Annotated in this window: 18 protein-coding genes; 12 read left to right on the top strand and 6 right to left on the bottom strand. The window is 47.1% G+C overall.

The annotated features are described in order from the left end of the window. Nucleotides 1–20 precede the first annotated feature (20 nt). Nucleotides 21–2,474: a hypothetical protein gene (locus CIK04_RS04355; protein ID WP_325205692.1), complete on the bottom strand. Its 2,454-nt coding sequence runs from the start codon at nucleotides 2,472–2,474 to the stop codon at nucleotides 21–23. Between the two features lie 532 nt (nucleotides 2,475–3,006). On the opposite strand from CIK04_RS04355, the gene CIK04_RS04350 reads away from it, so the two are divergent. Beyond that, entirely contained in the window at nucleotides 3,007–3,672 is a 666-nt protein-coding gene (locus CIK04_RS04350) for a M23 family metallopeptidase (protein WP_097352554.1), read from the top strand. 274 nt (nucleotides 3,673–3,946) lie between these two features. Here the strand turns inward: CIK04_RS04350 and CIK04_RS04345 are convergent, their stop codons facing one another. Then, a complete protein-coding gene (locus CIK04_RS04345) occupies nucleotides 3,947–4,795 on the bottom strand; it encodes a tetratricopeptide repeat protein (protein ID WP_011151876.1) in 849 nt (282 codons plus the stop codon). Nucleotides 4,796–5,255: 460 nt separating this feature from the next. Between CIK04_RS04345 and betI the strand changes: the two genes are divergently transcribed. Genes betI through choV form a run of 6 tightly spaced genes read left to right on the top strand, consistent with a single transcriptional unit; the run spans nucleotide 5,256 to nucleotide 12,127 of the window. Continuing rightward, on the top strand, nucleotides 5,256–5,852 hold the full coding sequence (gene betI, locus CIK04_RS04340) for a transcriptional regulator BetI (RefSeq protein WP_017422486.1): 597 nt from the start codon (nucleotides 5,256–5,258) through the stop codon (nucleotides 5,850–5,852). An 18-nt stretch (nucleotides 5,853–5,870) separates the two neighbouring features. Next, entirely contained in the window at nucleotides 5,871–7,331 is a 1,461-nt protein-coding gene (gene betB, locus CIK04_RS04335) for a betaine-aldehyde dehydrogenase (RefSeq protein WP_097352555.1), read from the top strand. Between the two features lie 24 nt (nucleotides 7,332–7,355). After that, entirely contained in the window at nucleotides 7,356–9,038 is a 1,683-nt protein-coding gene (gene betA, locus CIK04_RS04330) for a choline dehydrogenase (protein ID WP_045589374.1), read from the top strand. Between the two features lie 56 nt (nucleotides 9,039–9,094). After that, complete coding sequence (locus CIK04_RS04325; RefSeq protein ID WP_045589373.1) at nucleotides 9,095–10,033, top strand: choline ABC transporter substrate-binding protein; 939 nt, start codon at nucleotides 9,095–9,097, stop codon at nucleotides 10,031–10,033. Between the two features lie 55 nt (nucleotides 10,034–10,088). Further along, nucleotides 10,089–10,931 (top strand): choline ABC transporter permease subunit, encoded by an 843-nt coding sequence (gene choW, locus CIK04_RS04320; protein WP_011151881.1) that lies wholly within the window; start codon nucleotides 10,089–10,091, stop codon nucleotides 10,929–10,931. Between the two features lie 2 nt (nucleotides 10,932–10,933). Continuing rightward, entirely contained in the window at nucleotides 10,934–12,127 is a 1,194-nt protein-coding gene (gene choV / locus CIK04_RS04315) for a choline ABC transporter ATP-binding protein (RefSeq protein ID WP_097352556.1), read from the top strand. An 82-nt stretch (nucleotides 12,128–12,209) separates the two neighbouring features. On the opposite strand, the gene CIK04_RS04310 is transcribed toward choV, so the two are convergent. Together CIK04_RS04310 and ppsA are read right to left on the bottom strand one after the other, a co-directional pair. Continuing rightward, on the bottom strand, nucleotides 12,210–12,674 hold the full coding sequence (locus tag CIK04_RS04310) for a DUF417 family protein (protein WP_039447511.1): 465 nt from the start codon (nucleotides 12,672–12,674) through the stop codon (nucleotides 12,210–12,212). Nucleotides 12,675–12,851: 177 nt separating this feature from the next. Beyond that, on the bottom strand, nucleotides 12,852–15,242 hold the full coding sequence (ppsA, locus tag CIK04_RS04305) for a phosphoenolpyruvate synthase (RefSeq protein WP_038963749.1): 2,391 nt from the start codon (nucleotides 15,240–15,242) through the stop codon (nucleotides 12,852–12,854). A gap of 155 nt (nucleotides 15,243–15,397) precedes the next feature. Here ppsA and CIK04_RS04300 point away from each other — a divergent pair, with 155 nt between their 5' ends. Together CIK04_RS04300 and CIK04_RS04295 are read left to right on the top strand one after the other, a co-directional pair. Next, nucleotides 15,398–16,231, top strand: coding sequence for a pyruvate, water dikinase regulatory protein (locus tag CIK04_RS04300; RefSeq protein WP_038963750.1), 834 nt, complete (start codon nucleotides 15,398–15,400; stop codon nucleotides 16,229–16,231). Between the two features lie 43 nt (nucleotides 16,232–16,274). Next, nucleotides 16,275–17,288 (top strand): DUF2804 domain-containing protein, encoded by a 1,014-nt coding sequence (locus CIK04_RS04295; RefSeq protein ID WP_097352557.1) that lies wholly within the window; start codon nucleotides 16,275–16,277, stop codon nucleotides 17,286–17,288. A 67-nt stretch (nucleotides 17,289–17,355) separates the two neighbouring features. Here the strand turns inward: CIK04_RS04295 and CIK04_RS04290 are convergent, their stop codons facing one another. Together CIK04_RS04290 and CIK04_RS04285 are read right to left on the bottom strand one after the other, a co-directional pair. Further along, nucleotides 17,356–18,585: a zinc-dependent metalloprotease family protein gene (locus CIK04_RS04290; protein ID WP_097352558.1), complete on the bottom strand. Its 1,230-nt coding sequence runs from the start codon at nucleotides 18,583–18,585 to the stop codon at nucleotides 17,356–17,358. 47 nt (nucleotides 18,586–18,632) lie between these two features. After that, a complete protein-coding gene (locus tag CIK04_RS04285) occupies nucleotides 18,633–19,301 on the bottom strand; it encodes a hypothetical protein (RefSeq protein ID WP_225490728.1) in 669 nt (222 codons plus the stop codon). 400 nt (nucleotides 19,302–19,701) lie between these two features. Between CIK04_RS04285 and glpA the strand changes: the two genes are divergently transcribed. Genes glpA through glpC form a run of 3 tightly spaced genes read left to right on the top strand, consistent with a single transcriptional unit; the run spans nucleotide 19,702 to nucleotide 23,875 of the window. Beyond that, entirely contained in the window at nucleotides 19,702–21,345 is a 1,644-nt protein-coding gene (gene glpA, locus CIK04_RS04280; protein WP_097352560.1) for an anaerobic glycerol-3-phosphate dehydrogenase subunit A, read from the top strand. Next, nucleotides 21,339–22,655 (top strand): glycerol-3-phosphate dehydrogenase subunit GlpB, encoded by a 1,317-nt coding sequence (gene glpB / locus CIK04_RS04275; protein WP_097352561.1) that lies wholly within the window; start codon nucleotides 21,339–21,341, stop codon nucleotides 22,653–22,655. Before glpA ends, glpB begins: the two co-directional genes overlap by 7 nt. Next, a complete protein-coding gene (glpC, locus tag CIK04_RS04270; RefSeq protein WP_026050735.1) occupies nucleotides 22,652–23,875 on the top strand; it encodes an anaerobic glycerol-3-phosphate dehydrogenase subunit GlpC in 1,224 nt (407 codons plus the stop codon). Before glpB ends, glpC begins: the two co-directional genes overlap by 4 nt. The last annotated feature ends 101 nt before the right edge of the window (nucleotides 23,876–23,976 follow it).

Genomic DNA, 23,976 nt, shown 5'->3' with positions numbered 1-23,976 from the left:
GCCTTTCACGGCTTTTTTTATTAAAGGTGCGCGTGGCACTCTTCATTTAAGGTGCTTTTGCTCATGGGCGTTGTCAAAAATACCTTACCAAGCAGTTGGTCAAACTGCGCCAGTTGTTCAAGCAGTTGGGTACTGAAGCGGTTATTTTCCGCTCTCAGGCACCAAAAGTGTGTAGAAGGGGGCGGTGCGAAGTCAACCAACTCTGAGTTTGACACATCCAAAGTTCGTAATTGACGCAGCCCCGATAACTCGATGTTCACCAATGGGTTATTTTGCACTTCCACATCAAAAACATTGACCGCTGGAGACAAATCCACGTCTTTCAACTGATTGTGAGAAAGCATGATGAAACTCAGTCGGCTTTCTTCGGCCAATTGAACAGAAGTGAGGCGATTGTGAGCCGCATCCAGATCCGCCAGCTCTCGGTTAGCGCTCAAATCGAGTTGAGTGAGCTGGTTGTTTTTTGCATCAAGCAGAAGCAGTTGAGGATTGTGTGATAACGCCAAGGAGGTGAGTGCGTTATCTGCAATATAGAGTGTTTGCAAGTTCGGATATCGCGCCGCATTAAACTGGGTGAGCCCCTTGCCTGACGCGCCAATCAACACCATTCCCTCTTGAAGATGATTGAAGTCGATATCGGTGACGCGAGTATGACTTACATCGATTTCTTTGATGGGGAGAAGCGGGCCATTTAGGGTTTGCAATTGAGTGCTATTGCCTGCAAGAAGCGCCGCTATTTTCTGGCTTTGCGAAAAGTCGATGGTGGTGAGGTCGGTTTCGCTGATCTCTAATCTTTCTAACTCGAGAAGCGGTCGAATATTGAGTGTCGAAAGCGGGTTTTTCGACACGCGAACGTCGGTGAGCGCGAGGTTGTTGGCCAAGCTCAGTCCCGTTAGTGCATTATTGCCTGCATAGAGAGCGGTCAGAGCGGGTAACTCTGTCACACCCAAGGTTTGCAGTTTGTTGTTGCTCACGTTCAAGGTGCGTAGTTGCGGTAGAGAGGGCGCAATAAACTGGGTGAGCTGTGTTCCTGTGATTTTGAGTGTGGTTAAATCCGGCATGTTTGCTAATTGCAGTTGATTTAGCCTCGCCATATGAAGGGACAAGGATTGCAAAGCGGTTTGCTGACTCAAATCCAAATCTGCTATCTGACTGCCATTGACCGTCAGTTGTGTCAGAGCAAAGTTTTGCGATAGGGCGAGGCTTTGCAGCGTGTTAATACTGACTAACGTCAGTGAACGAAGCGACTTATTGCCCGAGAAGTCGAGTGTTTTCAGTGCAGAACCTTGGAACGACAAACTTTCAATGTTGGGTACATGGTCCGAAGAAAAATCGGTAAACAGACGAGACTTGATGGTCAATTTTTCAAGGTTGGTAAAGTTGACCAAATCGCGGCTGGTATTGATTTGGAAAGAAGAAGCGCAGTCAAGTTCCGTCACCTCGTGTGTATTCTGCCAACCTTTCAGCGTGCGGTGCTGATCCACACAACGTTTGAGCTCTGGGTCGAGGTATTCAATGGCGTTAAAGCTGTGCTCTGCGGCAGTGATGGTCAGCGTTATTCTGGCGTTGCCAATACCGCCTTCATTGTCTGTCACGCTGACCATTAAGCCGATGCTATCGCCTTGCGTCCATTGTGTCGGCACAGAAAAGGTCACAGTGGCTTGAGTGGCATCATTTAGCGTGACGCTTGGTCCTGATAACTGTCTCCAACGATACGCGACGATGTTGCCATCAGCATCCGGATCCGTGGCGTTTGCTGTGAGTGTCACTTCCGTGCCTTCTACCACGGCTTTGTCTTCTCCAATTGAAACTTGCGGACGCTGATTGATCGCGCTGTCCTGTACGGTGACGATCTGTTGGTCTTGCGCGGTTGCCCCTAAGTTGTCAGTCACGGTGACGCTAAACACCAGATCCGTATCGTTATCCACTAAAGGTGCTTTGAACTTCGGTGAGGCTGAATTGACGTTAGAAAGGGACACCGTCGGGCCACCCGTTTGTTGCCATTCGATCTTTTCTATCTGCCCGTCTTCATCTTGGGCGGTGACACTCAGTCCGTCGGCAAAGGCGCCTTCTTCTACGCTAAAGGGCGAACCTGCTTGCACGGTAGGAGGGATGTTGTCTGGCTGAAGAGTGGGTTTGATGGTAATGCGAATCGTATCTTGTGCTTGATTGCCTTGACCGTCGGTTAACGTCAGTTCAAACGCGACGGTGGTTTCAACCGCGACAGATGGAAGGGTGAACGTAAGACTTTTCTGGTGAGAGGGGGAGGTATCTAAGCTAGGACCTTCGGTTTGTCGCCACTGAAACGTGGGGGGAAATGCGCTGTCATGCTGGTATTGAGGAACGATTTCTATGGTGTCATTGGCATTGTGGAAAAGGTCTTGACCCAGTTCGACGGATAAATCTCGGCTGGAAGGGGGCGCTGTTGAGGTGTTGTCGCCAGAAGACCCACCGCCACAAGCGGTTATGAGCAACAAAATTCCGGATATTACAAAGGTTCTAATCATCACTTTCTCTCTGGTTATTTTATAAATTATTCTGTTGCATATAAAACCACCCGAGTATTGTGAGCGTGAATGTGTAATCGATTGCATTTGGCGTTAATTGTGAAGTGAGTCATAAAAGTGTCGGTGATTTATTCGCCGTTTGATGTTTGATGAGGGTGAACATCAGTCGCAGCAATCGGTTAACGGTGCGCTGGATGAGTGAATCAGATCGAAAATCGCAGTCACTACGGTTGTTTTAGGTTGTTTTTTGACAATGATCGGACGGTGAAAGGTGTGTTTATTCCTAAATCACTTCTTGATGTGTTGGCAAAGCGGTGCAGCGTGTTTTATCAGGGTCTATGATTTCCATTCTTGAGGGTCGAATAGAAAATCGCCGTTGTCGCCTGTTATTGCACGCAACAACCCTACGCTCGCTTTGGCAATTTCATCTTGAGACGATTTAGGCTCATTAACCTGAGTTCAGGTTACATTATTAAATCTATAAGAAATGGATGGCTAGATGAATCAACGAAGTAAAAAGCTGACATGGACGTTTGTCACGCTTTTAGTAATGTTTTTTTTGTTTTGGGGCGCAAAAACGTACTCAGAAAACTACCGTGTTAAAGCGGAGAAAGAGTTAGACCATGTGCATGGCGAGTTGCAGGTTGTGGTCGATGTGATGAACCAACCGTATTTGTTCCCACTCGATAATCGTTCTTTATTGCAGAACTATGCGTCTTTTAATACCTCCACTCGATTTCCAAACCTCCATCATGCAGCAATAGATTATAGGGTAGAACCAGGTTCGCCAGTGTACGCCGTGGCGGACGGTGTGGTGAGCTTTTCAGGTGAAATGGATGGCTACGCAGGCCTCGTGGTTATTGATCACAGTAAGGAATCGCTGTATTCACTTTATGGCCACTTATCTCTCAAAAGTGACATGGTGGAACTAGGGCCAATTAAACGAGGGGATATTGTCGGCTATATTGCCGAGCCCTATGAGAGTTATGGGATAGGTACGGTCTCTCATCTGCATTTTGCGTTACGTTTGGGAGAAAAAGCGGATTATCCAAGCAGTGGTGATGAGCGTTGGATGGCAGGGTATACGGAGCGACATCCCATTTTCAGCGGTTTTATCGATCCCGAGCGGTTTATTCTTCAAACGGTACGGTGGAATCAAAGCTAACCACAGGTTGTTTTGATTGTTTCTATTCACCTTTCCGCTACACTGTGCGCAACGAAAATGATGGAAGAAAGTAGGATGTTAATTGCCATTAAGCTCATTAAACTTGCGGTAATCTGCGCAATCTTCTTCACTATTTACGACTTAATTGCGTTTGGTGAAATCACATGGTTCACCCGCTTTTTTGGCTTGTAGTGAACAGCAACTCGAGGCATTAGTTGCCTCGAGTTGTATCTCCATGAGTTACGGCTAGATTCGACGTTTCCAGCCTTCTAAATTAACTCTCTTGCCCTTTTGTCAGCATGCGATCAAAGCTTGGGTTACCGTGTAATGGTTCTAAATCGGGCTCATTGGCGATGAGGTCACGTATCGATGGGCTTGCTTCGATTGCTCGTTCGAGATCTTCGATCGACTGCTCTTCCAAACCCAGACGAGAATATGCACAGGCTCTTTGGTAGAGCGCGGGGGCATTAGAACTGTCCATATCCAGTACGCGGTTACAAAGACTGAGTGCCCAGTTGTACTCTTTGATTTCCATTGCAGCATCGGCTTTGTAGGTGACGGCCTCTAAGTCGCCCGGCCTTATCGCCAGAATTTCATCGTACACATCAATACGCTGCTCAGCGGTTGGCATACTTTGCGCTCTCAACCAGAGGTTATGAATCTCATTGATGATTTCGATCTCCCGGTTGTTTTCACTGATGATGCGTGTTTTGCGTTTCAAATCTCTTTCTAACGCAATGAACTTCTTCTCATACTTCTCTGCAATGGTTTCTAGCCTTTTATCGGCCATTGCTTTGGTGTTGTTTTTTAACTCCCTTAATGATTGCCAGCCAACAAAGGCGACAAGAGAAGCAACACCGGCAATGATGTAGAAGAAGTAAGTCACTGTCACATTGGCATAGTTTAGTGACTTATCGGCTACCGAGAGTTCGCGCTCCGTAAACTGAACGGTTAATCGCTTTTCTAAGTCTTGTTGATCTTGTCTTAGCGATTTGAGCTCATCAAGGATGTATCTCTCCATTAATGGCCTATCGAGCAACTCGCTGTCGGAATACGTTTGCTGCTCGGCCTGTGCGGGCAAGTTGATGCTGATTAGCATCATAAACATGAATAAAACTCGCATAGAAGGACGGCTCCACTTTTAGGTATGTTGTGCGAATAGCGGTTTGGAGTGTGAATAACGAAAAGCAGAATGCACAGAACTGCTTTCGCCCACCATCCAATACTCCATCTCTCACTCAGTTAAGAGAGGGCAATTCTAAAACGTTAAATGATTCGATGTCTAAGCAAATTTATTTTAATTTTTTATTTGTTAATAAATGGAGGTTAATTGGTGAATCGGGTGTTAATTATCGTGTTTTGTTACTAGGTTTAGCTACTTTCCTTTAAAAACAATGCGTTAGAAATTTCATTTTTGTTTGGTTTTTGTGCGCGAGTGGCGTTCGATGTGTTGAGTTGTGTATGGGTTTTGTTGGGTGATTGAGCTTTATGATCGACGGTAAAAATGGCTTTATAGTTTGAGATCTAATTATTTTTGTGCCATTTTAATTTAACTAATCGTTCAAATAAAAAAGGAAGCACGGATGCCCAAGGTAGGAATGCCAAAGATTCGCAGGCCACAATTAGTGAGTGCGACCATGACTGTCATTGACCGTGTGGGCTTGCACGGAGCCAGTGTTTCTTTGATTAGCCAAGAGGCTGGTGTCTCTAGTGGCATCATCAACCACTACTTTGGTGGTAAGCATGGACTGCTTGAAGAAACGATGCGCGATATTTTGAGGCAGCTATCTTGTGATGCAACAAAACGCTTGAATTCACTACCGAAGCAGGCGCATATGCAGAGAATCAACGCGATATTGGATGCTAATTTCGTTGGCTTTCAATCTGAAAGCAAGGTGATCAAAACATGGTTGGCGTTTTGGTCTTATTCCATGCATGACGAAGCGTTAAAGCGTTTACAGCGCGTTAATGAAAAGCGCTTGCTTTCACATTTAAAGCGAGAACTCAAAGCGTTGATGAGCAAAGAGCAAGCCGACATTGTCGCCCAAGGTATTGCCGCGCTTATCGACGGGATCTGGCTGCGCGGGGCGCTCAATCCTGAAGGTATTAATGCGGATAAAGCGCGCATCATTATTAACGATTATTTAGAAAAACAGCTCACGTTTTATTCACAACAATAACCTAGAGTCAAATTTCAGATGGAAGTTACAGCACATTACATTGGAGGGAAGCCTTTCGTTGGTGAGACTGGCGAATCTTTTGCGACCTTAAATCCAGCAACCGGAGAAGTGTTAGCGCACATCGAGCAAGCCGACGAAAGGGTGTTAGCTCACGCCATCGAGAGCGCGAAGCTTGGCTTTTCTGTGTGGTCATCTATGAGCGCTGCCGAGCGCAGCCGATGCTTACTCAAAGCGGCGCAGCTGATTCGCGATCACAATGATGAACTAGCAGAGTTGGAAGTGCGCGATACGGGCAAACCAATTCAAGAAGCGAGTGTGGTTGACATTGCCACTGGCGCAGATGTTATCGAGTATTTTGCTGGATTAGTGAATGGCTTAGGTGGCAAGCAACAATCCCTTGGTTCCAATCAGTTTTTTTACACCAGAAGAGAACCTCTGGGCATTTGTGCCGGCATCGGCGCTTGGAATTACCCGATTCAAATTGCAATGTGGAAAGCCGCGCCTGCATTAGCCGCTGGCAACGCGATGATTTTTAAACCCTCAGAAGAAACGCCACTTTCGGCACTCAAACTGGCTGAACTCTTCACGCGAGCGGGCGTACCTGATGGCGTGTTTAACGTTGTTCAAGGCGACTATCGTGTTGGGCAAATGCTCACCGCGCATCCTGAAATCGCCAAAGTCTCATTCACTGGTGAGTCAGGCACCGGCAAGAAAGTGATGGCCGACAGCGCTGCGACACTCAAACCCGTCACTATGGAATTGGGGGGGAAATCGCCCTTGATTATTTTCGATGATGCCGATCTCGATGATGCTGTCTCGGCAGCAATGGTGGCAAATTTTTACACTCAGGGTGAGGTGTGTACCCATGGCACGCGAGTTTATGTTCAACGAGCGATGTACGACGCGTTTGTTGAACAGCTAAAAGAACGCACGGAAAAGCTCATAGTCGGCGATCCGATGAACATGGACACGCAAATTGGCTCACTGATTTCTAAATCGCATCTAGAAAAAGTACTCGGTGCTATTTCCAGTGCGAAAGAGAGCGGTGCAACGTTGCTCACTGGTGGTTTCCAAGTGACGGAAAGAGGGCTAGAGAAAGGGTGTTTTGTTGCGCCTACCGTCTTTGTCGATTGCCGCGATGAGATGCCTCATGTGCAAAATGAAATCTTTGGGCCTGTCATGTCAGTGCTGGTGTTTGATGACGAAGATGAAGTCATTGCTCGCGCGAACAACACTCAATACGGCTTGGCCGCCGGGGTATTTACGCAAAATCTATCCAAAGCCCATAGCGTCATTCATCAACTGCAAGCGGGCATTTGCTGGATAAACACTTGGGGAAATTCACCCGCAGAGATGCCGGTGGGTGGCTACAAGCTGTCGGGCATTGGTCGCGAAAATGGCCAAGAGACGTTACAGCACTATACGCAGACCAAAAGCGTGTTTGTCGAACTGGGTGCGTTCGACTCCCCTTACGCTTAATCAATCAATAGTTAGGAGAAAAAGATGCAGCAACACTACGATTACATTATCGTCGGTGCGGGTTCCGCTGGCTGTGTGCTAGCGGATCGACTATCAGAGAGTGGTGATCACAGTGTTTTATTACTCGAAGCGGGCGGTTCCGACAAGAGTATTTTCATTCAAATGCCAACGGCGCTCTCTTACCCTATGAACTCAGAGAAGTACGCTTGGCAATTTGAAACCGATGCAGAAGCGGACTTAGATGGCCGCCGTTTACATTGCCCAAGAGGGAAAGTGCTCGGAGGCAGTTCCTCCATCAACGGCATGGTTTATGTTCGTGGTCACGCCTGTGATTTTGATGAATGGGAAGAGCAGGGTGCAAAAGGTTGGAATTACCAAGCGTGTCTGCCGTATTTCCGTCGAGCGGAAAACTGGGTTGAGGGGGAAGATGAGTATCGCGGTGGCGATGGGCCATTAAGTACCTGTGCTGGCAACAAGATGACGCTGAATCCACTCTATCGCGCGTTCATTGACGCGGGTAAGGAGGCCGGATACCCAGAAACATCGGACTACAATGGCTACCAACAAGAAGGCTTTGGTCCGATGCATATGACGGTGAAAAATGGTGTGCGAGCTTCAACCTCAAACGCATACTTAAGCCGTGCCAAAAAAAGAAGCAATTTCAAACTGATCAAAGGCGTTGTGGTTCAACGTATCTTACTGGAAGAAAAGCGTGCCGTAGGGGTCGAGTTTGAACTGGCAGGCGAACTGCGGACTTGTTTTGCCAAAAATGAAGTGATTTCCAGTGCGGGTTCAATTGGTTCGGTGCAACTGTTACAGCTGTCTGGCATTGGCCCTAAAACGGTACTTGAGAAGGCGGGGGTGACGCCCGTTCACCATCTGCCAGGCGTTGGACAAAACTTACAAGACCATCTCGAAGTCTATTTCCAATACCATTGTCAAAAGCCCATCACATTGAATGGAAAATTGGACTGGTTCAGCAAAGGGTTGATTGGAGCCGAGTGGATTTTAACGCGCAAAGGGCTTGGGGCGACCAATCACTTTGAGTCTTGCGCCTTTATTCGCTCACGTGCAGGTTTGAAATGGCCGAATATTCAGTACCACTTTTTGCCCGCGGCAATGCGTTACGATGGACAAGCCGCCTTTGATGGTCATGGCTTCCAAGTCCATGTTGGGCCAAACAAGCCTGAGAGCCGAGGCCGTGTTGAGATCGTCTCAGCCAATCCATTGGACAAACCCAAAATTCAGTTTAACTACTTATCGACCGAGCGCGATCGTCAAGATTGGCGAGATTGTATCCGCCTTACTCGCGAAATTTTGGCACAGCCAGCAATGGATGAGTTCCGTGGTGAAGAGATACAGCCCGGCATCAATGTCGTGACCGATGCGGAAATCGATCAGTGGGTGAAAGAGAACGTCGAGAGCGCGTATCACCCTTCATGCTCATGCAAAATGGGCGCAGACGATGACCCAATGGCGGTGCTCGATGAAGAGTGTCGTGTACGAGGAATCACCAACCTGCGCGTAGTGGATTCCTCCGTTTTTCCCACGATTCCTAACGGCAATCTTAATGCGCCTACCATCATGGTGGCGGAAAGAGCCGCCGATTTAATTTTGCATAAACAGCCGTTGCCTCCGCAGCGCTCAAAGGTTTGGCTAGCCCCGAGTTGGGAAACTCAGCAGCGGACTGGAGAGCCGATGAGATAAGCCACGCCAAACAGCGTGCCCTCATAAAAGTCAGTAATCATTACAAGGAAAAAACAATGTCTATGACGACAAAAACACTTTCAATCTTGGCCCTGAGTGCCTTTTCGTTTACCGCCGCTGCCAATCAATGCCAAACAGTCCGTTTTGCGGATGTCGGCTGGACCGATATCACAGCAACAACCGCAGTGACTAGCCAGCTGCTCAAAGGAATGGGGTATCAAACCAAAACGGATCTGCTTTCTGTTCCTGTGACCTATTCGTCAATGGCCAACGGTGATGTGGATGTCTTTCTCGGAAACTGGATGCCAACCATGGAAGGGGATATCGCGAAATACCGAGATTCAGGGGAAGTGGAGACAGTCAAAGCCAATCTTGAAGGCGCTAAGTACACCTTAGCGGTACCTAAATATGTCTATGAGCAAGGCGTGCAGAGCTTTGCCGATATCAGCAAGTACGCAGATAAGTTCAAAAATCGTATCTACGGCATTGAACCCGGTAACGATGGCAACCGCCTAATTCAAAGCATGATTGACCAAAACGCCTTTGATTTAAAAGGATTCAGCTTGGTGGAATCCAGTGAAGCAGGCATGGTGTCGCAAGTGGCGAGAGCAGTGCGCCGAAACCAATGGATCGTCTATCTGGGTTGGGCGCCGCATCCAATGAACAGCAATGTAGAGATGGTGTACCTGTCGGGAGGGGATGACTTCTTTGGGCCAAACTACGGCGGCGCCAATGTCTACACCAATGTGCGAGAGGGTTATCTCTCTGCGTGTCCGAATGTGGGTCAGTTACTGCAAAACCTGACGTTCAGCTTAGAAATGGAAAACCAGCTCATGGAAGCCATTCTCAACCAAAAAGAGAAACCTGCCAAGGCGGCGTTGAACTGGCTAAAGCAGCACCCAGAGCAGATAAAAACGTGGCTTGAAGGCGTAAAAACGCTAGAGGGCAAACCGGCAGCGCAAGCCGTGATTGACTACGTAAACACACAAGCTTAAGAGATACCGATAGGCGGGCAATCGACAGCCCGCCCAACAAAACAAAGGCAATACAGTGAACTTTATAACTGAAAACAAACTCCCGTTCGGTGAGTGGATGGAAATGGGCGTTGATTGGTTAACACTCAACGCAGCCGGTTTTTTTGATGCGGTCGCTTTCTTTTTGGAAAGCATCATTTTATTCGTCGTGGACTTATTTAAATGGATGCCACCAGCGATGCCAATTATCGCTACAGCACTGATCGCTTGGTTTCTGCATCGCAGTATTGGGTTAGTCCTCTTTGTGGTCTTGGCTCTGCTGACCATTTTAAATCTTGGCTACTGGCAAGAAATGCTGGAAACCTTTGTTTTGGTCTTCGCCGCGACAACGATTTCCGTATTAATTGGTGTGCCGATTGGGATCATGGCTGCGCATCGTCGTTGGATATACACCTTGCTAAGGCCAATACTTGACCTGATGCAAACCGTGCCGACTTTCGTTTACTTGATTCCTACCTTGGTGTTATTTGGCTTAGGCATTGTACCTGGGCTTATCTCAACCATTATTTTTGCTATCGCCGCGCCGATACGTTTGACCTACCTCGGTATTACCAAAGTGCCTGAAGAGCTGGTTGAAGCGGGCAAAGCTTTTGGCGCTAACCGACTCAAGTTACTGCTTAAAGTAGAACTGCCTGCTGCTTTGCCGAGCATAATGGCCGGTATTACTCAGTGCATTATGTTGTCGCTTTCTATGGTGGTGATTGCTGCGCTCGTTGGTGCGGATGGATTAGGCAAACCTGTGGTTCGCGCGCTCAACACGGTGAACATCGCTCAAGGTTTTGAAGCTGGTTTGGCGATCGTTCTGGTGGCGATAATTTTGGATCGCCTTTGTAAAACACCTCAGCAGAAGGAGGCTTAATCATGGATGCCATTACAATTGAGAATGTTGATGTGGTTTTTGGCGACAAGCCAGAGCACGCTTTGGCGCTGCTCGATCAAGGTAAAACGCGCCAAGAAATCATTGATGAAGCAGGCCAAGTGGTGGGGGTGAACAAGGTTTCTCTCTCAATCAAAGAAGGCGAAATCTGTGTGTTGATGGGTTTGTCCGGTTCTGGTAAGTCGAGCTTATTGCGAGCGGTGAACGGGTTGAACAGCATTTCTCGTGGGTCGTTGCGTATAAAAGATGGGGACCAACAGGTCGATCTAGCACAATGTGACGAAGCAACGTTAAGGCATTTACGAACGCATCGTGTTTCCATGGTTTTCCAAAAGTTTGCGCTGATGCCTTGGCTCACGGTACTCGACAATGTTGCGTTTGGCCTAGAAATGCAAGGCATGGCGAAAAAGCAACGCCGTAAAAAAGCCAAAGAACAGCTTGAAATGGTGGGGCTTTCGGAGTGGCTGGATAAGTATCCACATGAACTGTCGGGAGGCATGCAGCAACGCGTTGGCCTAGCGAGAGCGTTCGCGATGGACACCGATATTCTCTTGATGGACGAACCTTTTTCCGCCCTAGATCCGTTGATTCGCGCTCAGTTGCAAGATGAACTGATTCAACTGCAGAAAAAAATGAACAAAACCATTCTCTTTGTCAGCCATGATTTAGACGAAGCACTAAAAATTGGTAACAACATTGCGATCATGGAATCCGGTTGCTTAATACAGCATGGTGCGCCAGAAGAGATTGTGTTGTCGCCAGAAACCGATTATGTGAAGGATTTCGTGGCCCACACCAATCCTCTCAATGTACTGAAAGGGCGTACTTTGATGCTCAGCAAAGAATCATTGACGCAGACTGATGGCGCATGGCAAGTGTGTGGTAGGCAGGATTTGTGGTTGGAGCAGTCGGACAAGCAGATGACCTTACGCAATTCAGACAAGCGTCTGCTGGCTTGGCCTTGTGAGCAGCAAGATCCAGTGGTTGATGACAATGTGCTTCTTGTCGCTTCACCTGATCTGGATATGCGCGAGATGATCGCGTTGAAAAAGAAAAACAGGCAGCCGATTTTGTTGGCAGAAGATGAGCAATTTGTTGGCGTGCTCGATACGGAACATATCTATCAGGCATTGCTTGGCAACTACCAAAGCAGCGCATCGGCGAATGGCTTGGCGTAGTTTTTAGTGATACTCACTCAATAGTGGAGTAAGAAACCAAGATGGTTTGTCATGCAAACCATCTTGGTTGTTTTGAAGGGGACTAAGATTGTTGTTCCTTCAACATCAATGCCTTACTGCGCTCAATTACACTGATTGCCACCGCAAGAAACAGAATATCTTTCACTAGGAAGAAGTTCGTGACCAAAATCCCATCTGAGACTTTCCACGCATTGGGTGTGGTGAGCAAAAAGCTCAGCGTTGCAACGAAAATAACGCTAGCTGCAATGCCAGACCAGTAACCAATCTGCGGCTTCTTCAGACCGATAACCAAACCAATCGCAACAATAATTTCCGTTGCACCGATAAAGTTAGAGACCATTTGTACAGAGAAGAGGTTGTATAACCAACTCATTAATGGATGGTTCACGACCAAGGGTTCAATAAGCTTGGCTTCCGTTGGGGTAAACTTATAAACACCAATCCACAATAAAACCAATACCACCCCAAATACACCAAGAAGATAGCCTAGGCCTTGTCTGCCTAAGCCAGTGTTTTGTTTTTTCATTTTGCTTTTTCTCCACAATAAATAGCATCAAGATGACCGAGGGTGGAGGAAAAAAATTCTTACTGTGAGGTGTTTTTATCAAATTAATTTGGCGGAATCGTCGTACTGTTTTTGTCTCTCGATATAGAGAACAAAAAAGCGCCACAATGGCGCTTTTTCATTAGGTAGAGGGAGCGTTTACTTTTGGTTCGCTTTGCCCAATTGAATCCAAGTATCGATCACCGTATCTGGATTGAGTGAGACCGAGCTGATGCCTTGTTCCATCAACCACTCAGCGAAATCTTCATGGTCTGATGGGCCTTGGCCACAAATACCGACGTATTTGCCCGCTTTGGTTGCGGCATCTATCGCCATTTTCAGCATCGCTTTCACGGCTGGGTTACGTTCATCAAACAGATGCGCGACATCACCAGAGTCACGATCTAGGCCCAAGGTTAGCTGCGTCATGTCGTTTGAACCGATCGAGAAACCATCAAAATACTTGAGGAACTCATCGGCCAACACGGCGTTGGAAGGCAGTTCGCACATCATGATTACTTTTAACCCTTGCTCGCCACGGCGAAGATCGAACTTCGCAAGCAGGTCAACGACCTGAGCCGCTTCACTTGGCGTGCGAACAAATGGAATCATGATTTCGACGTTCTTCAAGCCCATCTCATTGCGAACGCGTTTGATCGCTTGAGTTTCAAGCTCGAAGCAATCTTCAAACACAGGAGAGATATAGCGTGAAGCACCGCGGAAACCGAGCATCGGGTTCTCTTCATGCGGCTCATAGGCTTTACCGCCGACCAAGTTACTGTACTCATTAGACTTAAAGTCGGACATACGCACAATAACGCGTTTTGGCCAGAAAGCCGAGGCGATGGTGGCAATCCCTTCCGTCAACTTACTCACGTAGAAGTCGATAGGGTCTTGGTAACCACGAATGCGTTGGGTGATTTCGGCCTTCAAGCTTTCCGATTGTTGGTCGAAGTTGAGCAGCGCTTTCGGGTGAATACCAATCATCTTGTTGATGATGAATTCAAGGCGAGCAAGGCCGACACCTTCGTTCGGGATTTGCGCGAAATCGAATGCGCGATCTGGGTTGCCCACGTTCATCATCACTTTGGTTGGCAGCATTGGCAGTTCATCAACCGATGAGCGGCGTACTTCAAAATCGAGTTGACCTTGGTAGACATAACCGGTTTCGCCTTCTGCGCAGGAGACAGTGACCAAATCACCATCTGTCAGTTGACTGGTGGCATTGCCACAACCCACGATGGCCGGAATACCAAGTTCGCGCGCAATGATCGCTGCGTGGCATGTGCGGCCACCACGGTTGGTGACAATCGCTGAGGCTTTCTTCATCACTGGCTCCCAATCTGGGTCTGTCATGTCAGTGACAAGAACATCGCCAGTTTGAACCAAAGACATTTGATCCAATGAGTCCACCAAACGCACCACACCAGAACCAATGCGTTGACCAATGGCTCGGCCTTCAATCAGTACTTCCGCTTTGTGGCTCAATTCATAGCGCTCGATGACATTAGCGTCAGACTGAGAGCAGACCGTCTCTGGGCGAGCTTGAACAATGTAAAGCTGACCATCAATGCCATCTTTGGCCCACTCAATGTCCATTGGGCGTTGATAGTGCTTCTCAATGATCATCGCTTGCTTGGCCAGTTCTACGATTTCAGCGTCGGTGAGAGAAAACTGGTTACGTTCAGCCTCTGAGGTATCGACAATCTCAACTTGCTTACCAATCACTTGGCTGTTGGCGTAGATCATCTTACTCAGTTTAGAACCAAAGGTTTTCTTCACAATGGGGGCTTGGCCCGCTTCAAGCAGCGGTTTGTGCACGTAGAACTCATCAGGGTTCACTGCACCTTGTACGACCATTTCGCCTAATCCCCAAGCTGAAGTGATAAACACCACTTTGTCGAAGCCAGATTCGGTATCCAGCGTGAACATCACGCCCGAAGCGGCTTTGTCTGAACGTACCATGCGCTGAATGCCTGCCGAAAGCGCAATGCCTCGGTGGTCAAACCCTTGGTGGACGCGATACGAAATCGCACGATCGTTAAACAAGGATGCATAAACGTGTTTCGTTGCTTCTAATACGGCATCGATACCACGCACGTTAAGAAACGTTTCTTGTTGACCGGCAAACGATGCGTCGGGGAGATCTTCTGCGGTTGCAGAAGAGCGTACCGCGACAGAAATTTCATCGTTTCCATCGGTCAGTGTTGAATAATTTTCACGGATGTCTTGCTCGAGGTCAGCAGGGAATGGGGCTTCTAAAACCCATTGACGAATCGTTGCGCCTGTCTTACGCAGAGCGTCCACATCATCGACATCCAGTTCATCCAGCAGTTGGTGGATACGCTCATCCAGTCCTTCGTAGTCAAGGAACTGGTTAAAAGCGTATGAGGTCGTCGCAAAACCATTAGGTACCGACACACCAGCATTGGCGAGGTTAGACACCATTTCGCCAAGAGATGCGTTCTTACCGCCGACTTTATCGACATCTTCCATGGATAGGCTATTGAACCAGAGGGTGTTCTTTTGCATGTCTTTCTCCAGAAACATTGCAGCTTTCGTAGGGATAGGCAAACGATTACGCGAGGGCTCAAAAAAAGAGAAATCAATTTTCAAAGCTGTGGGGCACGTAATGGCACGCCTGGGTTTATTATTTGTATTATGGTTAACATCCTACTCAAAATATTTTTAAGTTTTAAACAAAAATGCAAACAGAAAAGCAAAGTCGTGATGTGTTCTACGTTTCTGACGGAACGGCAATTACCTGTGAAACGTTAGGGCACGTCGTTTTGGGGCAGTTCCCCTTTGTGGCCAATGAGAAAACCTTCCCATTTGTCGAAAGTGAAGAGAAACTCACTGAATTAATCAAACACATTGAAATTTCATTCCAAACCAATGGGATAAAACCTCTGGTGTTTTTTTCTCTGGTATTGCCTGATCTCAAAGCGCGTCTAATGGAGTCTCCGGCGTATTGCTACGATGTGTTGGAAAGCATTGTGCAGCGGGTGAAAGATGATATCCAAATGGAACCGATGCCAAAGTTGCAACGCTCGCGCAGTGTCGGAAAAGACACCGATACCTATTTTGATCGTATTGCGGCGATTGAGTACACCTTGGCGCACGACGATGGCATCTCGTTAAAAGGTTTAGAGTTGGCGGACATTATTTTGCTAGGCGTTTCACGCAGTGGCAAAACACCCACCAGTTTATACATGGCGATGCAGTTTGGTTTGCGGGTGGTGAATTACCCCTACATTGATGACGACATCAAGGGATTGAAACTGTTGCCGGAGTTTGAAATTCATCGCCACAAACTGTTTGGTTTGACGATTGATCCCAAGCGGTTGACTGAGATTCGAGAGAACCGCTTGGCGGGCAGCGATTACGCAAGCACCGAGCAGTGTCAGCATGAACTGGCCAATGTCGAAGCTTTGTTCAGGCGTGAAGCCATTCCGTATATCAATACAACGTCGCTGTCTGTTGAAGAGATTTCGACCAGAGTGCTCGAAAAAACAGGCTTAAAGCGCCGCTTGTTCTAAGCAGGCCAAGGAAAGTGCAACCTAAAAAGGAACAAAAAACAGGATGAACCAAGCGATAACCGCCCCAGAGACGCTAATAAATGACCAAGGCCAGCCACACTATGGCCATTTTGAACAGATGGTCCGTGAATTAGCACCGGAGCAGTTTGATTACCGCAATGTGATGGATAAATCGGCCAGTAAATTGGCGCGCTATTTTCATTACAAACAATTTCAGTTTGTCAGCGTTATGAGCGAACGATATCTCATTGGTATCGCGATCGCAGACATCCGCTATCTCTGTTCGGCATTTTGCTATGTGGTTGACCTTGAAACGGGTCAGTTGGTTGAGCAAAGTTGGTTACGTCCGCTGTTTTTTGATAGTGGCATGCGGGCTTCACCCTATGAGGGGAAAGCGCATATTGCCAATCAATCGCTGATGTTTGACATCAAACAAGGCCAGTGGCGAGTCGTGCTCAATACGAAATGGGTGAAAGCTGATGTGGTATTGTTGGCAGAAAACAGCGAACAGCCATTAGCCATGTGTACGCCTACAGGCTATCAAGGTTGGACTTACACACAAAAGCACAATGCACTAAAGGTGAATGGCGAGTTAAACGTGTTCGGTAAAGCCGTTGACCTTAAAACGGCGTTAGCAGGGTATGATTTTTCTGCGGGTTATATGCGTAGAGAAACCAGTTGGCGCTGGGCGAGCATTAACACTCAGCAGCAAGGCATTCGCCTGGGCTTGAATCTCGCGGCTGGGGTGAACGAGACCGGAGGCTGTGAAAACGTACTTTGGGTTGAGGGAGAACGACACTTTCTTCCAGCGGTCTATTTCGATTTTGATCGCTTTAAGCCAAACGAGGCTTGGCGTATATACAGTGCAGACAAACGCATTGATCTGACGTTTACCCCCATGAACTGCCGCAAAGAAAAGCTCAACTTATTGGTGCTCAAAAGTAATTTTCGCCAATTTGTTGGCCATTTCGACGGTGTGCTCAAAGGCGATGATGGCGCAGAGCACCGATTGGAAAACGTACTTGGTTTAACCGAAGATCACTTCGCCTGCTGGTGAAAGGTTTAAGGGGTAGTAAAAACCCGCCACAGTACTATGGCGGGCGGAGACATAATGAAGAGGGGGTCTACTTAAACAGCAGCTCTACTTCTTTGATGATGCCAGTGTCTTTCTCGTAGTCGTCCGAGACAAGCACTTTCCACTGGCCCAGCACGTCACTCTTTTCAACATCATTGAGCGTGAAAAGAACATGGTAGCGATTATCACGATCACGACCATTGCTCTCTTTTAGTGACCACTGTTTGCCAGAAGGAGCCACTAGAGAGACAGAAACATCGCCAATAAACGGATGCTCAATGTTGACGCGAATGGTGGTTTTCGTTAACTCACCTTGGTAATTCACATCAAAAGGTAGTTCGAGTTGAGTGGCATCCGGCAAGGCGCGTGGCGATTCAAGCAAGTATTGATTTTTACCTGTTGTGACGGCTGGTGGTGTTACGGTGTCTGTTGTGCCGTCATCTGGAGTCGCTGCTTTTGAAGCGTAAATACTCGCGACATGCGGTGCACTCAAGCCAACAGCGCGTACGGCGTTCGCGTAATCTTTCTTGCCGCAAGGTGTGCCTTCGCACTGCTTGTCTGGTGTAGAGAAAGTGTACGAGCGCCCGCGAACGCCAAATAAGAAGCCGTATGCCATGGTGGTGGCAAACTTGTTTTTAACGCCATAACCATACGCATCTTTTTCCGTACCGTTTTCGAAATGCGGTGTATTTTTATATTGCTCGTGCGCGTGGTTTAAACCCCAGTTGTGGCCGAGTTCGTGGATAAAGGTGTCATCGCCGCATTGGTTCATGTAGGAATGGCTGTACATGCGACTTTTGGCATAGCGAGGGTTAGAACGCCAATCAGACGCAGGGATCACCCATGCTAGACCACAGCTGATGAGGCCTTTTTTGGCATCGTAATCTGGCGTGTTTTTCAGATCGAGGTTACGGAACATCGCGACCATGTCTGCCCCCGATTTCTTTCGTTCACTTTCGATATCGCTAAAAATAGGATCTTGAGCACGGCTTGGCGTAAGGGCATTGAGCGCTTGTTTTTGCGATTTCTTCATACCCGCTTGTGAATCAAAGTTGTATTCTTTTGTTGCTACAAGATTCACCTTAATATCAAGGCCACTGTTTTTTAATATAACGTTGCCCACGTTAAAACGATGTTGAATCGCGGCAAGTTGATCTTGTTCAAACCATTCAGATGTTGCTTTTGTATATACGCCTAGCACATCAATTTGCGTTGTTTCAGCCACTGCAGGCACAGCAATGCCTGACGCTATGGCAAACGCCAATAACGTTCTTTTCATATTTATTTCCTACTTGGTTGTGTTTGTAAAACTAATTGATAGAGGTGTTAGTGATCAAATCCATGATTGGCAGGTAATTCGTAAACCCATGCACTGCTCCCTTTTCCTTCAATTTTAATTTGTCCTTCAGGATGGCCAATAAAGCCTAAAATCGAAGTTTTTCCAAAAGTAAACGTAACGGGATAACTTTGACCTTCTAGTTCAAAATTTCCCGACCACATACGAATACCTTCATTCTGAAATTCGTTGTTATCAATTTTGATATCGATGTTGTCATTGCTTGGCAAACTCATCGTAATGACATCGCCCTCATTGAGTGCCTTAAATTGATTAATATCTGCAATTTCAACGGCTTTAATATTTTCTATGTATGGGCTGGTCGGTTTAAAACGCTCGATCTCTTGCTGAGGGTTAGTGTCTGACCAGACTGAATCGAATTTTTGCGGTTGTTTGATCTTCTCTTCTGTAATGACGACTTCTTCTATGATGCTTTCTTCTGGCTTTTTGTGGGGCTCAATAATCGTTTCGATAGGCTGAATATCAACGGCTAAATTATCCGAAGAAGAGACGTTATTCTCACTAATTACATCATTTGAGTTGTTTGATTTTTCTTCAGTAATAACGTTTTTATTTAATTCAATCTCACTATTAAAAAATAATACGGATGAAAAAACAGCAACGGTCATAACAGATAATAATGCTAATTTAAAATTCACTTATATATTCCCGAGTTAACTAGTTATTGGGTCAATATAATTTGTTTTATAAAAAATAAATAAAATGAGTGTGATCTTGATTCAAAAATGGCCTTGAAGAAATTCAATTTATTATTGTCATGTGAATATGTGCCTAACTTTTAATTTAAATGTCGAATAATTGTTTTTTCTCTGACATAAAAGGTGTGAGATTTGTTCTAGGTAGAGTTTTTACTCAATTGTGTTTTTTGTCAGTAATGTGCAGGTATCGTAAATGTGCTTTTTGAGCGTAAAGCGCCAGCTTTTGCTCGATTTAATGAGGTTAAATGTTCGAACGCTCATTTTGTGAGTGAGTTATCGAACACGAAGGAAAAAAAATGACACACTATCAGTATGCTTATTAGTGAATAGGAAGATACCTATGGTGAGTTCCAGTCATTTTGAAACGGAAGTGGTGATCATTGGTGGTGGTGCGACGGGAACTGGCATTATGCGCGACTGTTCGTTGCGTGGCATTAGCTGCATTTTACTGGAAAAGGACGATATCGCTTCTGGTACGTCAGGGCGCAATCATGGTTTATTGCATTCAGGTTCTCGTTACGCTGTCACTGATTCTGAGTCGGCGAGGGAGTGCATCCAGGAAAACAAGATTCTCAAAAACATTGCTCGTCATTGTGTCGAGCAAACCAGTGGCTTATTTATTACTCTGCCGGAAGACGATTTAGCGTTCCAAGACACGTTTATTCAACAATGTACACTCGCGGGGATTGAAACAAAAAGGCTGACGCCTTCTCAAGCCTTGGCGCTAGAGCCTAATGTGAATCCAGCTTTGGTGGGCGCAGTGCAAGTGCCTGACGGCACACTCGATCCATTTCGTCTTTGTGCGTCCAATGTGCTTGATGCGAAAGAGCATGGCGGGCGCATCTTTAACCACACGCAAGTGGTTGGTTTGATTCGTCAGGGTGATCAGGTTCGCGGGGTCAAATGTCTTCACACGCTTACTGGCCAAGCCTTTGATATCTATGCGCGTGAAGTGATCAACGCCGCCGGTATTTGGGGGCAGAATATTTGTGAGTACGCCGATCTCAACATCAAGATGTTCCCAGCTAAGGGGTCACTGTTGATCTTGGATTATCGCATCAACAATTTGGTCATTAACCGTTGCCGCAAACCATCCGATGCCGACATCTTAGTGCCCGGCGACACCATTTCTTTAATTGGTACAACCTCAGAACACATTGAATACGATCAAATTGACGACCTTCACGTGACCGAAAACGAAGTGGATGTGTTGTTAAGGGAAGGGGCAAAGCTGGCACCTATTATGGCCAATACGCGAGTATTGCGTGCCTACGCAGGTGTGCGTCCATTAGTGGCGGTGGATGACGATGGTTCCGGTCGAAACATTAGTCGTGGCATTGTACTGCTCGATCACGCCGAACGAGACGGTTTGAAAGGCCTGACGACCATCACAGGTGGTAAGTTGATGACCTATCGTCTGATGGCGGAATGGGCGACCGATGTGGTGGCGAAAAAGCTCGGTAACAACAAGGCATGTGAAACGCATATCAAGCCACTTCCGGGTTCGAACGAAATGCCCAAAAAGCACAAAAAAACTGCCAGTATCGTTAAGCCTGTCTATGAATCGGCGGTTTATCGCCATGGTGAACGTGCCGAGCAGTTTTTGAAAGATGATGACGAAAGCCAAACCGTGATTTGCGAATGTGAGATGGTCACCAAAGGCGAAATTGAATACGCAATCAAGCAACTGGATGTCAGCAATTTGGTTGATTTGAGACGTCGCACTCGGTTGGGTATGGGGCCTTGTCAGGGGGAACTGTGTAGTTACCGCGCCGCGAGTTTGTTTAGTCAGTATGGGCATCTTGACGGTACGGTTAGCGCCCGTTTACTGACGGAGTTTTTGGAAGAACGTTGGAAAGGGGTGAAACCCATCTTCTGGGGGGATGCATTGCGAGAATCTGAATTTAGCTATTGGATTTACGAAGGGCTATTCGGTGCCAGTGAACTACCGACCGCAGCAGATGAGGAGAACGCATCATGTTAAATTACGATATTGCTGTGATTGGCGGTGGCATCGCGGGTTACTGTGCGGCGCTCAAAGCATTAGAAGAGGGCAAGAAAACCGTACTCATTAGCCAAGGCCAAAGCGCGTTGCATTTTTCTTCTGGATCAATCGATGTTCTGGGCAAGTTGCCATCTGGCGAGGCGGTTCATCAACCCTTTGATGCGATAGATACGTTGGCGAAGAGACATCCTGAACACCCTTATGCCAAAATGTCGGCGACTTCAGTGAAACGTTCCCTGCATTGGTTGGTAGAGCAGCTCAACGCTCAAGGCATTCCGTTACACAGCCAAGAAGACGAAACGAACCACTATCGCATTACACCACTTGGCACTTTAAAGCCAACCTGGTTGTCTCAGCCGTTCGTTCATCGTCACACCAAAACAGTGCCGTTCAAACGCATTCTGTTTGTTGCGGTCGATTGCTATCGAGATTTCCAGCCACTGTTGGCCAAAGACAATCTCAAAAAACACCCTGATTTTCAGCACTGCGAAATTGGTGAAATTCAGGTAACGATTCCAGGTTGTGAAGCCTTGCGTCGCAACCCCAATGAGCTGCGTTCTATTGATATTGCGCGCTTGCTCAAGCAGCCTCAAGCATTCAACAGTTTATGTCACCAACTGATGAAACATGCCACTCAAGAGGATCTGGTCATCATGCCTGCGATCATGGGCAACGGTGACGGACTGGTTCTGTTGCAGCAGTTGCGTCGTCAGACCAATCTCACGTTGCATGAAGTGCCGACCATGCCACCGTCTTTACTGGGTATTCGCATCGAAGAAGCCTTGCAAAAACGCTTCTTGAAACTGGGGGGCGTGTTATTAAAAGGGGACCAAGTGCTCTCGGGAGAGTGGGATGCACAAGGCCACTTGGTGTCGATTTCCACGCGTAATCTCGGGGACATTCCACTGCACGCCAACGCCTACATTTTGGCGTCAGGCAGTTACTTCAGCCAAGGGCTCAAAGCCAGTTTGGACAAAATTGTGGAACCTATTTTTGGTTTGGATATGGTGGCTAAGCCCCATCGCCGTCAGTGGCGGAACGATCAATTCTTTAGCGCATCAGCGCATCCATTCATGGCGTTTGGCGTGGAAACGGATGCGATGTTTCGTCCTTCATTAAATGGGCAAGTATGCCAAAACCTTTACTGCTGCGGCTCCGTGTTGTCGGGTTATGACCCGGTATTTGAAGGCTCGGGTGGAGGCGTAGCAGTATCTACTGCGCTGGCCGCCGTTCAAAGGGCGATGGGACTTAAGCAAGCAATGAGCGTTGAAGAGGAGTGCGTACTATGATGAATGCCTTTGCCAAACATGCGCCGACCAATACCACGTTTGATCAATGCATTAAGTGCACTGTCTGTACGGTTTACTGCCCAGTAGCAAAAGCCAACCCACAATACCCAGGGCCAAAACAGTCTGGGCCAGATGGCGAGCGTCTGCGCTTAAAAAATCCGGAATACTATGACGACTTACTCAAGTTATGCACCAACTGTAAACGCTGCGAAACCGCTTGCCCTTCTGGGGTAAAAATCGGAGACATCATTGCGGTTGCGCGAGGAAAATATGGCAAGAAGACGCTCAATCCTAAGTTAATGCGCGATTTTGTGTTAAGCCATACGGATTTGTTTGGCTCGTTGGCCACGCCAGTTGCGCCTATCGTCAATAAAATCACCAGTTTGAAACCGGTGAAAAGTTTGATGCACAAAACCATCGGCGTGGATAAGCACAAAGATCTGCCGAAGTATTCGCACGGAACGTTTCGTAGCTGGTACAAGAAGCAAGCGCAAACCCAAGCACAGTTTGCCCGTCAGGTAAGTTACTTCCACGGCTGCTATGTGAACTATAACCATCCACAGCTTGGCAAAGATTTAGTAAAAGTGCTCAATGCGATGGGGTACGGAGTGCAGTTGCTGAAAAAAGAGAAATGCTGTGGCGTGCCTTTAATTGCCAACGGTTTTCATGAGAAAGCACGTAAAAATGCCAATCTTAACATCAGCATGATTGAGCAATCGGTGGAGCAAGACAGAACGGTGATTTCCACCTCTTCGACCTGTTCTTTTACGTTGCAACAAGAATACCCACACGTGTTGGGCGTTGAAAATCAGCATGTGGTGAATCGAATCGAGTACGTGACTCGCTTTTTACTGAAAGCCTTTATGAATGGCTATGCGCCATCCATGAAGCCGATTAACAAAAAAGTGGTGTATCACACGCCTTGTCACCTTGAGCGCAGCGGCAATGTGATGTTCACTTTAGAGCTATTACGCATGATCCCTGGACTAGAGTTGGTGGTGTTAGACAGTGAGTGCTGTGGCTTAGCGGGCACTTATGGCTTTAAAGAAGAAAACTACCAAACGTCGATGAAAATTGGTTCCCACTTATTTGAGACGATAAAAACGTCGCAAGCGGATTTCGCCATTACCGATTGCGAAACCTGTAAATGGCAAATTGAAGAAAATACTCAATTGGAGACCATTCATCCCATCAGCTTGTTAGCGATGGCGCTGGAATAAACAACAATCGCTCATCGGAATATCCCCTAACCGTTGGCGCAGCAACGCCAGCGGTTAGGGGCTTTAATGCTTAATTAAACGTTTCTTTTGGCGAAAAATCG

Source organism: Vibrio sp. 03_296 (genome assembly GCF_002265885.1).
The sequence above is the reverse complement of the archived record's forward strand: the minus strand, read 5'-3'. Positions and strand labels throughout refer to the sequence as shown.